This window comes from Vibrio hepatarius, assembly GCF_018860525.1.
GTDB classification, from domain to species: Bacteria; Pseudomonadota; Gammaproteobacteria; order Enterobacterales; family Vibrionaceae; genus Vibrio; species Vibrio hepatarius_B.
On sequence record NZ_JAHKPM010000024.1, the window covers coordinates 52,990 to 65,716 of the forward strand.

The following is a 12,727-nucleotide window of genomic DNA, read 5'->3' on the forward strand; positions in this document are numbered from 1 at the left end:
GCAGCCTCAAAGCTTAAAGGTAAGCTTTGGGGCTGGTTTTTCAGATCATACATAGCGATACACATGCCAAATTAGTCAATATTGTATGCAATAACAAAGTCTATCAATAGGCGTACTTTTTCAGGCAGGTGATCTTTGTGGTTATACAGCATATAGACATCACGGGGGTTGGCGCTCCACTCCTGTAAAACTCGTGTTAGGCTTCCATCTTCTATGTGTTCTTGAAGCATGACGTCTGGCATTAATGTAATACCTAAACCATCCGAGCAAGCACTGCGAACGACATCTAGGGCATTAGCTTGAAAGCGACCTTTATCATTATTAATGACAGTTTCACCACTTCCATTGGTTATTTGCCACTTTAACAGTGGTGCCCCCTTCAAAAGAGAATGATCGTGCAAATCTTCGGCATGTTTTGGTGCCGGTCTACTGGCAAGGTATTTAGGGCTGGCAACTAAGATATCTTTTACTGAACCAATCTTACGCGCAATTAGGCTTGAATCTCGTTGTGGACCAACACGGAAAATAACATCCCACTCTGTCGGGTCAAGTTGGTCTGCATGATTACTGGTGGTGAGCTCAAGATTGATATCAGGATAATTTGTCATGAAGGCACTGAGCATTGGCATCATCATTCGCTTGGTGAGGTTAGAGGGAGTGGAGACGCGAATTTTCCCTGCTGCACCTCGGCATTCGTCGGTGAGCTCCTCTGTGGCTAATGTCAGCCGGTTGAGAAGGGGGGAGCATTCATTATAGAAACGTTCGCCAGCTTCTGTAAGGGAAAGTTTTCGTGCATGGCGATTGAGTAATCTAAGGTTAAGTGCTTCTTCCAACGCCTGAATGCGTCGAGTGATTGTCGCAACTGGAATCATAGTTTTGCGAGATGTCGCAGTATAACTTCCGTTTTCAACAACGAGCCTAAATAGGTTGAGATCGTCTAATTTCATTTTTACCGACACATTTTTTGCGAATTGGGTTAAATTACATATATATCAGATGTCAAAGAGTCAATTGTATCAACAAGGTTAAAAACGTTGACTCTAGCTACATATAGTATTCAACATGGGCGAAAAGTGGAAGATTTGTATAAATACACTTTCGCAGCTACTTTTAAATGAGTGTTTGAAATAATTTACAATTACAAAAATAATACTAACAGTTGTACGTTATAGTTGTGTGAGGCCAAGGTTTATGCATAAGACTTATGAAGTGGCGACAGCGCCCTCACCCCAGGTGACTACTGGGTCAAAGCTAATTATGATCGTTGATGATGACCCTGTTTTTCGCAAGCTCACAGGTGGTTTTATTGAGACCCAAGGCCATGAGGTTGTGGAAGCCGAAAACGGTTTGGAAGGTCTAAAGAAACTGAGAGAATATGAACCTGACCTCGTTCTCTGTGATCTCTCTATGCCGGTTTTAGATGGTATAGAATTTGTCGAAGAGGTGAGTCTTGAATACCCATCGCTCCCTTTGATTGTGGTATCTGCGACAGATGAAATGGCTGATGTTGCACAAGCACTACGTTTTGGTATAAAAGATTTTCTTCCCAAACCCATTACTAATCCAGATCATCTAGCGAGTGCGATAGAAAACACTTTGTATGACTCTGATAATCATTTATGTGATCAGCGTGATTTCGCAAGTCAATGGTTTAGAATAGACAGCGGCGATATGCCTGAAGAGCAGGAATTACACTGGCATCTAGAATACCTGCAAGATAATCCCATAGCGGCAAAAGATTTACTCCATGCTCTATTGCCAGATAAAGACACCGCCCAAGGCGATTGGAAATGTAGCTATCGCTTATTGCAATCAACAGATGTGATGCCTTTAGTATATGAGTACGCTTGGCTTATGAATGGCCAGTTTGCCTTTTATCTTGTTGATTCTGCCAGTGAAGGGCAGCATGGCGCTGCTACGACCTTATTGGTTCGAGCGCTATTTCATGATTATCTGCGTAACCTTAAAAGCTTTAACGCGGATCTGAAAGATTTAGCCGACTTGCTAGAAAAGGGGATGGCGTGTGCAGAATGCGCGAGCCCAGTAAAAGCCTTATTTGGTATCGCGGATGTGTCTGAAGGGACATTATCTCTGCTGCCTGCGGGTTTAGATGCCCAATGGTCAAATGGGTATTATTCTCAGCATATAGCGGCTGGAACTAAACTTGGTGAGAATTGCATAAAAAACTTTATAACGCCTGACTTGCCAATTCAATCCGCTTGTCAATTAACATTGAGCTGTCTAGGGTCAAGCAGTTTCAGTTTGGATATTTTCCGTGGAGGGAGTGCATAGCCTATGGTATGCACTCGGTAATAACCCTATGTTTTTATGGTGTTTATAGTTGTTTTATTAGGGTATAGTCCGCCAACACAAAAATGACCCAATGCGTTAACTAAATTTTAACCTTTAATAATAAATAACATAGCCACATAAGAGATGCAATCCTATGGCAGACCAAGACTTTAAAGAACCCTACAATATCCTTTACTTTTTAGGGTTTGTTGTAGCACTATTAATTCCAATTCTTCCTGCGACGCTGACATGGATCCGTGTTTTAAATGGATATGCAGGTTTCTAATTCAATAAACCGGAGTGCAGCATCAATATTCGAAGATTGGGTTTAAATATTGTTGGTGTTCTGAGTTTGCTGTTAGGGTTTCTGGGAATCTTCTTACCTTTACTCCCGACCACACCATTTATACTTCTCTCTAGCGCTTGTTTTATGCGCAGCAGTCCAACGTTTCATCGCTGGTTACATCAGCACAAAACATTTGGTCCTATGCTGGATAATTGGCATCAGCATCGTGCTATCACTAGCAAAATCAAAGCTCGTGGTGCGCTTTGTATGGTGGCGAGCTTTTCTTTCTCTATTTGGATTGTTTCTCAAGTTTGGTTAAAGGTCGCTCTACTGGTGATGTTAATGGTGTTATTGACTTGGTTTATTCGGTTACCCGTGATTGATCGCCTTGCTGGTAAGCAAGAAAATCACTAAAATTGCATAAATGTAGCCTGCTATTTTGCTAGGCATGTGTATGTATTGTAACGTAGGCGTTGATTTGACCCTAAATGACGCCAGCAGGAAATACCTTTACTAACGCTTACGATTATTTTTTAGTACAGAATAAGCTTAGCCAATCTAAGACATAAATTATGACAACTGAAGCAATCACACTGATCAAGTCAAGTATCAAAAGTATTCCAGATTATCCCAAACCCGGTATTTTATTTCGTGACGTCACTAGTTTGATGGAAAATGCGAGCGCTTATAAAGCGACGATTCAAGTATTGTTCGAAAAATACCAAGGGATGGGTTTCACCAAAGTCGTGGGGACAGAAGCTAGAGGCTTTTTATTTGGTGCTCCATTAGCTTTAGAACTTGGTATTGGCTTTATTCCGGTCCGTAAGCCGGGTAAACTACCTCGTCAAACAGTCTCTCAATCCTACCAACTCGAATATGGTAGCGATACACTGGAAATTCATACTGACGCTATATCACAAGGTGATAAGGTCTTAGTTGTTGATGATTTATTAGCAACGGGTGGGACAATTGAAGCGACTACTCAACTCATTCGTCAATTAGGTGGTGTGGTTGAACATGCCGCATTTGTTATCAATCTACCAGAAATTGGTGGCGGTAAACGTCTCGAGAAACTGGGCCTCAATGTGTATAGCATCTGCGAATTTGATGGTCATTAATTGGATATAGTCATGGGTTATCTTGCTTTAGCTCGAAAGTGGCGACCAACACAATTTGATCAAGTTGTGGGTCAAAGTCATGTTTTGACGGCATTGGGAAATGCACTTGACCAGAATCGGCTTCATCATGCTTATTTGTTTAGTGGTACGCGTGGAGTTGGAAAAACGACCATAGGTCGATTATTTGCCAAAGGGCTTAATTGTGAAACTGGCATCACATCGACTCCCTGCGGACGCTGTGATACTTGCCAAGAAATCGATCAGGGCCGTTTTGTTGATCTGTTAGAAATAGACGCAGCATCAAGGACCAAGGTAGAAGATACCCGAGATTTACTTGATAATGTGCAGTATAAGCCTGCACGTGGGCGTTTTAAGGTTTATCTAATCGATGAAGTACATATGCTCTCAAGGCATAGTTTTAATGCTTTGCTTAAAACCTTAGAAGAACCGCCTGAATATGTGAAATTTCTTCTAGCAACCACAGATCCGCAGAAATTGCCTATCACCATATTGTCCCGGTGCCTACAGTTTCATTTAAAACCAATTAGTGTTGATAATATACATCAACAGTTAGATTATATTCTTGAGCATGAGCAAGTTTCTTCAGAGCACCGAGCTTTGGGGATGATTGCGCATGCTGCAGATGGCAGTATGCGTGATGCGTTAAGTTTAACCGATCAGGCAATCGCTCTATGTAATGGACAGGTTTTAACTGACAGTGTCGCCCATATGCTCGGAACACTTGACACGGACCAAGCTCTTCATTTACTTGAAGCAATCAGTGCTAAGCAACCTAAAATAGCGATGGACTGTTTATCTGTTCTTGCGCAAAATGGGGTTGACTGGGGCGGGCTACTTTCCCAGCTTTCTTCGCAGTTACATCGCTTGGCTATGTATCAAGCACTGCCAGAAACTCTGGATAAAACTCAGCCAGACGCAGAAAAAATTGAGTTGCTAAGTCTAGCGCTTTCGCCACAAGATATTCAGCTTTACTACCAAATTGCGTTGAAAGGGCGGCAAGATTTACCATTTGCACCCTCCGAGAAAATTGGTATTGAAATGGTGATATTGCGCATGATGGCGTTTCGTCCGGTTACCCAGCCTCAAGCAAGCATGGTTTTAAACCAAGTTACTCAACCAGAACCGGCTCCACCAGTCGATTTATCTCTACCGACATCACAAATGGCGTCTCAGAGTTCGTTACCTCCAGAAACTATGCCGCCCCAGTCGCCAGGATCTAAACCTGAGCTGAGTTCGGACATAGAACTTAATCAAGGTCAGGTTGCTGTAGATACAGTAGAACAGGTTAATGTAACGTCACAAGAGCAACCTCAACCGTCGTCACCATCTGTTAGAGGCCTCAGGCATCAACTGCGCTCTCAACGCAAAGGGAGCAATCAGGCTAGTACGCCAAAAAAGATTAATGCGTCATCTGCTCAAACATCAGTTCTTGATAGAGTCGCTCAGCGACAGATGGGAACTATGCAGGTGTCGCCAGTGTCTAAATCAACATCAATTGCGACTCCTGCGGTGGATAAAAGTGAGTCTTATCAGTGGCGCCCAACACTGCCGCAAAAGCAGCAAGTTAAGTCAACTAGTGTACTAACGCCAACTCTGGTCAAAAAAGCATTAGAGCATGAAAAAACACCTGATATGGTGAACAAGCTAACCCAAGCTTGCTTGCAGCAAAGTCAATGGGCACAGTTGATTGAACAATTGGATGTGGCAAAGATGACTGAGCAGCTTGCACTGAATTCACATTTTGATAGGCAAGGTAGTTCTATTATGCTCACACTCAGGCATGAGCAAGCTCACCTCAATAGTGAGCGAGCAAGAAGTGAATTAATTACCGCGATCAATAGCGTGCTTGACGAGAATTGTGACTTGGATGTTGAAGTTGGTCTGTCTGGTGAAACCCCGCTTGAGCTGCGAGAAAAACTCTATCAGACCAAGTTACAGCAGGCTTTTTCTAGCCTTAAAAATGACACTAATGTTCAGTTTATTGAGCAGCGATTTGGTGCTCAATTGGACAGTGATAGTGTCAGACCGATTTAAATCTGGGGTTGAAAAAAGATACTTTGGCCTCATCTATTATTAACAAAATTAGCTAGACAACCAGAGAGAAGAGCATGTTTGGTAAAGGCGGAATGGGCAACTTAATGAAGCAAGCCCAGCAGATGCAAGAGCGTATGCAAAAGCTTCAAGAAGAAATTGCTAATATGGAAGTGACTGGTGAGTCAGGTGCGGGGTTAGTAAAAGTGACTATTACAGGGAGTCACAGTGTACGCCGAGTCGAGATTGACGAAAGCCTAATGGAAGACGACAAAGAAATGCTGGAAGATCTAATTGCAGCAGCATTTAATGATGCCGCTCGTCGTGTAGAAGAGACTCAAAAAGAAAGGATGGATTCAGTAACAGGCGGAATGCAACTTCCACCAGGCATGAAAATGCCCTTCTAATAAGTAGAGTTAGCAAATGCGCACCAGTCATATGCTGGAGCAATTGATGGAGGCTCTACGTTGTCTACCTGGGGTTGGCCCCAAGTCAGCTCAGCGTATGGTCTTTCATTTGTTACAGCGCGATAGAAAAGGTGGATTACAGCTGGCTGATTCATTAAGCCAAGCCATGACAGAGATCGGTCATTGTAATGAGTGCCGCACTTTTACTGAACAAGAAACCTGTCATATCTGTACGAACCCCAAGCGCCAAGAAAATGGCCAAATTTGTGTGGTTGAAAGTCCTGCTGATATTGCGGCCGTTGAATCAACAGGTCAATATTCAGGTCGATACTTTGTGCTTATGGGGCATCTATCCCCTTTAGATGGCATTGGCCCAAGTGATATTGGTCTTGATGTTCTTGATTACAGGCTACGCAGAGGGGATGTGACAGAAGTGATTTTGGCGACTAACCCGACTGTTGAGGGAGAAGCCACAGCGCACTATATTGCAGAGCTTTGCCGTGAGCATAAGGTTCAAGCAAGTCGAATTGCCCATGGTGTACCCGTTGGAGGGGAGCTTGAATTTGTTGATGGTACAACGCTTTCTCACTCGCTACTCGGCCGGCAAAAACTATAGTTGCTAGGAAAATGCCACTCGTTTGAGTTAATGCCGTTTGGATAAGCAATGTCCATTATCCAAAAATGAATTAGAACTGCGAAAAAAAGGACCTAAGGTGAAAACCTTGGGTCCTTTTTATTTTACTCATTTAAATCCTATGCTTGATTTTTTCCTAGTAAACGCCATCTATTTTCTAGCAATTTTAACTACAATATCCATGAGGTATAACGTGTGGGACATTAATTTTCTTAGCACCTCTCAAACTGTTTTAGCTATATACTTTATACTAGTTATTTAACACTGAGCCATACCGAACAATGCTAAATTTTGGTCTGGTTATCTGATTGATGTTGGTGGTTTAATGTTTTTTAATTAAAGTTTTTAGAAAAATTTGACAGAAAAAATCAAATATAGAAATATTTTCCTAATAAATATTATGTAGTTTTTATCGCCCATTAACTAAGGAATGAAATGGAGAGTATAGTTGAATTTTTAGCTCGTTCAAAAGCGAAAGAGTTTATTTATAAATATAGTGATGAAACTAGGAAAATTTTTGTGGATGATGGTGGGGAGCTTTTTCACAGAAGTGAGTTTGGTGAATATCGAGAGAGGTTGTTAAAGGAGTTACTTCAGTCATTTTTACCAAACTACTTTGGTTTTGGTGAAGGGTTTATAGTCAGTAAAAAGAATGAGAGAAGCACACAATGTGATGTTATTATTTACAATAATGTTGAAACTCCTAGAATTGAAAATGATAGACTTAGACGCTTCTACCCAATTGAAACCACATATGGAGTGGGAGAAATAAAGTCTAAGCTGAATAGCAGAAGCCTCAAATCTGCTTTAGTTAAATTAATGGAAATAAAAAAAATTAGAAGTTATGAACCCGATAATCTAAAACCTATAAATCAATTTACTGAGGATTTGTCTTGTGAGGTCCGTTTTACGGGGTTTGAAGAAGACGAATACAGAAAAAAAAGTGAAGATATATTGTTCTGGAATCCCGACTTTAATGAATTTCAGAATATCGTAAGCTTCTTAATATGTGAGTCTATCGATTGTGGAAATAAAAACTTGTTAGATGTGGTCCATAGCTCTTATGAGGCCTCAATTAAAGGTGCTTCAAAGAAACATAATTTTATCTTGAGCATAAAGGATGGCTTCATTTCATACTATGTTGGTGAGGAGAAAGATACTCTGGTTCCTTATAATTTTCCTAATCGAGGTGAGTTTGCTGCAGGTTATCGTTTAGTCAAACCCACAGAGAGTGGAGATCATATTCTGGCCTTCCTATCTGCTCTTGTCGATGCTCTAAGTAAAACATGTATATATAAGTTTGACATAATCTCATATTTAGGTGACTTCAAAGAAATTAGTGCTCCAATGAGGTAATCTGGTTACATAACAGTTCAACAGTGATTTGCAATGCTTGAATCTCCCATGGTTTGGAGTTGAAGATTGTTGATACGGCTCTTTAATTAACTTTACTTACAGCCATTCTGATACTTTAAGCTGGTATTATGATATAGGAATCATAGTGGAAATCGAAAAAGAAATCATACTCTTAAAAGCTATTTATGAGCACGTCAATAATATGGTGAATCATTCGTTGATAGAGGTTCGAGGGGAGCCCCCTCAGCAAACTGTGACGTTCAACGATTACCCACACAGGTCATTATTTTTCATCAGATTAGTCGACTTTTTATCATGTACAGATGCTAGGGGGCCGCTACCAAAAACGAGTTTTCTGCAAGGTCTAGCAAATATATGTGAAAGCCCAAACTTCTCCATCGAAGAATCTGAATCGGACTTGAAGGAAACAGTCTCAAACTTTCGTTATTGGTTAGAGGAAACTTGCGAAATAACTATTTGGGTACACTCTATAGATATCGAGGTCAATTTAAAAATAAAAAGGGTAGAGGCTATCAAAATGTCCGGTGATATATCTAAACACAACTATCTGAGATCCGTCGGCGTAGCAAAAGGGTTTAGAAAAGTGCTTCAACGTTCAGGTGTATCAACAGATTTAATAAGCGCCCTTCTTGCCCTCGAAGATTTTCAAGAGCGTTTTGGTGATGACGTTCTCGTTTATATGTCTAGCCATACCTGTGAGTTTCTAAACAATATTAGGTTGGGTATACGTACTTATCTACAACACGAATTTAAGCGAAGTTTCACTCCTGAGAATGATGGCTGGCTAGGTAGGTATAGCTACGATGTTCCTGAAAAGATAGCCAGTAAGTATGCTGTTAGTTGCTATTGGGGGCTAATGAACGAGTTACGTTGCAATCCTTACATGGAAAAGTTCATAATCGCTGATGGATTCCGTTCGAAGTTCTAACCTATTTTAAAAATAAGCGTCTAAGGTTTTAAGACATAGTTACTAATCTCAAGAAGCAGAAAACCAAAAAGTGATCGGGATCAGCTCTTTCATTTTGCCCTAGCCAAATGTACCCGAATGCCCGACATTCATCTGAAATCGTAATGTGGTTCTATCCAATTTTGTGCCTAGAGCTGGGGACAGAATGTGAGATCAGCAAGTGATTCTGTCTATATTTGCTCTCGAACACCGGAGGCTAAAAGCGTCACTTTGAGCGTTTTACTAGTCAAAATAACTATTTGGTTGGTAAATGCCTCAAAACACCTTGTAAGGCGTGATAAATAACTGAAAATATTGATATCATTTGGCTTATTTTTTACTAAGGCCAACTCACATGCGGTATGAATCTTTCCCATATGCCCCAGAAGAAAGGCAAGAAACCACAAGAGAAAGAGCAGCGCGACAACGTCAAGAGCGCAGAGCGGAACTAACTTATACCGCTAAGGATGAGAAACGTTGGGCGGAAAATAGAGAGCGCGTTCTTGCAGAACGTGAAAAAGCCGCTCGCGTGTTTGAACTTGGCTGGATGCAATCACCATGCACACAGTCTCAAAAGGTATTGTGGGCAAGTCTATTTACTGCCGACACCAAAGAAGATCAGAAACAATACATCAAAAGTTGCAATGCTCACCTAAACGAGCCTGTAAGGCAGGGTGAGATTGTACTGCTTCCCACAACAGAGCCAAAAACAGCAGAAGATAACAAGCTCCTCGATGAGTGGCTAGAGCAAGCCAAGATTGCGAGTAAGGAGTTAGGCAAGCTGCTTGATGAAGAAGTCGATACGCTAAACCGCCACTTTGACTTGTTCTCCCATCAACTCGATGAGCGAATTAGGGCTGACGGTTTACCTTCCGACTACTATGCGCAAGTTGCCACAGGCGTGGGTGCGACTTCGGCGCTGGTCGAGCAGAACCTGAAAAACATCCAAGGCGTGCTTTTAGAAATTAACGATTTGTATGCCGCTCAAGTAGCGATGGCAAGCAGAACCGGCGGGGTGAACTATGGAACTTTTGTCTCTGAACGTGCTGGCTTATTTAAAAAGCTTGATGGCTCCTTTGCTATGTTGTCTAAGCGTAGTGTACAACTCCCTATTTACACTCAAATTAAACGCAACCTGAAGTTATCGACTAAGTCAGTAATCCATAATGCAGACGAAATTCTAAAGACAGGTTTTGTTAAAGATTTAGGCAAGCGTATCGGCAACATTAGTATCGGTATTTCCGCCGCGAGAGGTCTGGGATACATTGGCTTAATGGTCGGTGCAGCGAGTGGCGTCGATAGCATCTATGAAGCTTGTAAGGTCGACGGTAAAGGGGATTGCGGGCAGACAACAGCGCGTGAAGTTGTGGGCTTTATTGGTGGTATTCTTGGGGGTGTTGTAGGTGGTTCTGCGGGAACTAGTGCTATAGTAACAGCGGTTTCTGGCATAGCGATATTTATAGGTGTTACGGCTTCTGCACCTGTTCTAGCTGTCGCTGCTCTTGGCGGAGCAGTCGCAGGAGGGTTCGTTGGTGGTGTTGCGGGAGGCGCTGCTGGTAAGGCTACGGGTGAAGTGATTTATGAATGGGCGAATGAATGATGGAATTGATAGACGTTTTTCTACTATCGTCTCGAAAGATTATCGCGATTTACACTATAGCTTGGGCTCTAACAGCAATTGTTACTTTTCCGATTATTTCACTTGGTAGCTATAAATATATAATTTTTATAGATAAAAACTTAGCTAAAGATCTAGGGAAATATTATGACCCCAATGATTATATGCGCCCCCGATATCAATTATCTTGGGAAATCGGAAGTAGATTTATCTATTACTGTATTGCCTATCCGTTTATCAGACGAAGAGCGTCAACGATCTCTACAAAATTTAGTATCTTTATGTGGTGGAACACTCTAGGGCTTTGGTTTTTTGCGGGCATATTCCTAGTTGGCGCTTTGCCCAAGCTTTTTACTTAAAGGCCAAACACAAAAATCCCCATCAACATAGCTGATGGGGATTATCCGCTTAACGTAATAAGGTTAATCGCCTTTAAACGATGAGCTTTACTCGTTTTTAGCGTTATTTTTTCTTGGTGTGGAACTGCTCGCATGCAAGCATGGTGTTTTCTATCAGGCTCGCCACTGTCATAGGGCCGACGCCGCCGGGGACTGGGGTAATAAAGCTGGCTCGCTCTTTCGCGTTGTCATAATCTATATCGCCAATTAATTTGCCAGAATCTAGGCGATTGATACCCACATCTATGACTACGGCACCTTCTTTAATCCATTGGCCTGGAATGAAATTCGGCTTACCTACAGCGACAACAACGACATCGGCTTGTCGAACATGGCTTTCAAGATCTTTGGTAAATCGATGACAAGTTGTTGTAGTACAACCGGCAAGCAGTAACTCTAGTGTCATTGGTCGGCCAACTATATTGGATGCCCCAACAACAACAGCATGTAGACCACGTAAATTAATGTTGTAGCGGTCAAGTAGCGTGATAATCCCTTTTGGTGTACAAGAACGTAATTTAGGAATGCGCTGAGCTAGACGACCAACATTATATGGATGAAATCCATCGACATCTTTTTCAGGATGAATACGCTCAAGAATTTGAGTGGTATCTATACCTGCTGGTAAAGGCAGTTGGACAAGAATGCCGTCAATTTCGTCATCACAGTTGAGTTCATCGACTAAAGTCAGTAGTTCTTGCTCTGTTGCTGTTGCTGGAAGGTCAAATGACTTTGAGACAAATCCAACCTCTTCACAAGCGCGGCGTTTACTGCCTACGTAAACTTGTGAGGCTGGATCTTCGCCAACCAATACAACAGCTAGGCCTGGCGCTCTTAAACCTGCATTGATTCGTGCTTTTACGCGCGCAGCAACTTCTGAACGAACAGTTTGAGAAATAAGAGTTCCATCAATATTTTGAGCGGTCATGACGTTCCTTTAAAACAGAATGGCTATTTTTCTGGACTCATTGTCGCAAATTATCCAGCTAACATCTATAGGCAAACGTTTGCTCTGGAGTGTTTTTAACCAAAATAACGCGTTGTGAGTTTTTTTTAGTCACTCAGTTCATAATGTTATGAAAAAGTCTTGTGTTCAAGTGCTGAACTCGTATAATCCTTTCCCTGTAACGCGCCCTTAGCTCAGCTGGATAGAGCACGTCCCTTCTAATTGGCTAGTTTTTACTAGCATTCAGGTTGGGCCTCTTTTGGGAAACGATAAGAGTGTAAGACGTCAAATTCGGGGAAACCTTACTTTAACAAGTTGGCAATCCCGAGCCAAGCCCAGTAGTATTGGGAAGGTGTAGAGACTAGACGGCGTCTACCTAAAGCTTTCATAGCTATGGTAAAGGGATAGTCCAGCGCACAAAGCCTTTTATAGGTGGTAGCGAAAGCTATAGTGTGATGAAGGATGTGGTCGTAGGTTCGAATCCTACAGGGCGCGCCATATTCTATTAAAACCCTAACATCATTTGGTGTTAGGGTTTTATCGTTCTGGACGTTGTAAAAAGTAAGCGCAGGATTCAAAAACGTTTAACTGTCAATCCGTTACAAATTACCTATAACTTTCTACTTGGTTTAGCACAACTAATTAATTAGTTG

Annotated in this window: 12 protein-coding genes; 10 read left to right on the forward strand and 2 right to left on the reverse strand. The window is 41.8% G+C overall.

Annotated elements, in window-relative coordinates; genetic code table 11:
- Positions 1–71: 71 nt before the first annotated feature.
- A complete protein-coding gene (locus KO511_RS07125) occupies positions 72–947 on the reverse strand; it encodes a LysR family transcriptional regulator (RefSeq protein ID WP_215986768.1) in 876 nt (291 codons plus the stop codon).
- A gap of 244 nt (positions 948–1,191) precedes the next feature.
- Between KO511_RS07125 and KO511_RS07130 the strand changes: the two genes are divergently transcribed.
- The 10 genes from KO511_RS07130 (at position 1,192) to KO511_RS22515 (ending at position 11,030) form a co-directional block, all read left to right on the forward strand.
- Positions 1,192–2,292 carry a response regulator gene (locus KO511_RS07130; RefSeq protein WP_215986769.1) on the forward strand — a complete coding sequence of 367 codons (1,101 nt, stop codon included), beginning with the start codon at positions 1,192–1,194 and terminating at the stop codon, positions 2,290–2,292.
- 334 nt (positions 2,293–2,626) lie between these two features.
- Positions 2,627–2,992 carry a YbaN family protein gene (locus tag KO511_RS07135; RefSeq protein WP_215986781.1) on the forward strand — a complete coding sequence of 122 codons (366 nt, stop codon included), beginning with the start codon at positions 2,627–2,629 and terminating at the stop codon, positions 2,990–2,992.
- A gap of 158 nt (positions 2,993–3,150) precedes the next feature.
- The gene (gene apt / locus KO511_RS07140) at positions 3,151–3,696 is read left to right on the forward strand and encodes an adenine phosphoribosyltransferase (protein ID WP_215986770.1); all 546 of its coding nucleotides are present in this window, start codon (positions 3,151–3,153) and stop codon (positions 3,694–3,696) included.
- A gap of 12 nt (positions 3,697–3,708) precedes the next feature.
- The gene (gene dnaX, locus KO511_RS07145; protein WP_215986771.1) at positions 3,709–5,751 is read left to right on the forward strand and encodes a DNA polymerase III subunit gamma/tau; all 2,043 of its coding nucleotides are present in this window, start codon (positions 3,709–3,711) and stop codon (positions 5,749–5,751) included.
- A 74-nt stretch (positions 5,752–5,825) separates the two neighbouring features.
- Positions 5,826–6,155, forward strand: a complete 330-nt coding sequence (locus KO511_RS07150; RefSeq protein WP_171360169.1) for a YbaB/EbfC family nucleoid-associated protein — start codon at positions 5,826–5,828, stop codon at positions 6,153–6,155.
- Positions 6,156–6,171: 16 nt separating this feature from the next.
- The gene (gene recR, locus KO511_RS07155) at positions 6,172–6,771 is read left to right on the forward strand and encodes a recombination mediator RecR (protein ID WP_215986772.1); all 600 of its coding nucleotides are present in this window, start codon (positions 6,172–6,174) and stop codon (positions 6,769–6,771) included.
- A 453-nt stretch (positions 6,772–7,224) separates the two neighbouring features.
- Positions 7,225–8,145: a DUF6602 domain-containing protein gene (locus KO511_RS07160; protein ID WP_215986773.1), complete on the forward strand. Its 921-nt coding sequence runs from the start codon at positions 7,225–7,227 to the stop codon at positions 8,143–8,145.
- A gap of 145 nt (positions 8,146–8,290) precedes the next feature.
- Positions 8,291–9,094 carry a hypothetical protein gene (locus tag KO511_RS07165; RefSeq protein WP_215986774.1) on the forward strand — a complete coding sequence of 268 codons (804 nt, stop codon included), beginning with the start codon at positions 8,291–8,293 and terminating at the stop codon, positions 9,092–9,094.
- A gap of 373 nt (positions 9,095–9,467) precedes the next feature.
- Positions 9,468–10,712 (forward strand): hypothetical protein, encoded by a 1,245-nt coding sequence (locus KO511_RS07170; RefSeq protein ID WP_215986775.1) that lies wholly within the window; start codon positions 9,468–9,470, stop codon positions 10,710–10,712.
- Between the two features lie 165 nt (positions 10,713–10,877).
- Positions 10,878–11,030: a hypothetical protein gene (locus KO511_RS22515; RefSeq protein ID WP_215986776.1), complete on the forward strand. Its 153-nt coding sequence runs from the start codon at positions 10,878–10,880 to the stop codon at positions 11,028–11,030.
- A gap of 162 nt (positions 11,031–11,192) precedes the next feature.
- On the opposite strand, the gene folD is transcribed toward KO511_RS22515, so the two are convergent.
- Positions 11,193–12,056 carry a bifunctional methylenetetrahydrofolate dehydrogenase/methenyltetrahydrofolate cyclohydrolase FolD gene (folD, locus tag KO511_RS07180; RefSeq protein ID WP_215986777.1) on the reverse strand — a complete coding sequence of 288 codons (864 nt, stop codon included), beginning with the start codon at positions 12,054–12,056 and terminating at the stop codon, positions 11,193–11,195.
- Between the last annotated feature and the right edge of the window lie 671 nt (positions 12,057–12,727).

Excerpts from the sequence above, each read along its gene's own strand:
- KO511_RS07125 (WP_215986768.1), bottom strand. The coding sequence starts at position 947 with ATGAAATTAGACGATCTCAACCTATTTAGGCTCGTTGTTGAAAACGGA.
- KO511_RS07130 (WP_215986769.1), top strand. The coding sequence starts at position 1,192 with ATGCATAAGACTTATGAAGTGGCGACAGCGCCCTCACCCCAGGTGACT.
- apt (WP_215986770.1), top strand. The coding sequence starts at position 3,151 with ATGACAACTGAAGCAATCACACTGATCAAGTCAAGTATCAAAAGTATT.
- dnaX (WP_215986771.1), top strand. The coding sequence starts at position 3,709 with ATGGGTTATCTTGCTTTAGCTCGAAAGTGGCGACCAACACAATTTGAT.
- KO511_RS07150 (WP_171360169.1), top strand. The coding sequence starts at position 5,826 with ATGTTTGGTAAAGGCGGAATGGGCAACTTAATGAAGCAAGCCCAGCAG.
- recR (WP_215986772.1), top strand. The coding sequence starts at position 6,172 with ATGCGCACCAGTCATATGCTGGAGCAATTGATGGAGGCTCTACGTTGT.
- KO511_RS07160 (WP_215986773.1), top strand. The coding sequence starts at position 7,225 with ATGGAGAGTATAGTTGAATTTTTAGCTCGTTCAAAAGCGAAAGAGTTT.
- KO511_RS07170 (WP_215986775.1), top strand. The coding sequence starts at position 9,468 with ATGCGGTATGAATCTTTCCCATATGCCCCAGAAGAAAGGCAAGAAACC.
- KO511_RS22515 (WP_215986776.1), top strand. The coding sequence starts at position 10,878 with ATGACCCCAATGATTATATGCGCCCCCGATATCAATTATCTTGGGAAA.
- folD (WP_215986777.1), bottom strand. The coding sequence starts at position 12,056 with ATGACCGCTCAAAATATTGATGGAACTCTTATTTCTCAAACTGTTCGT.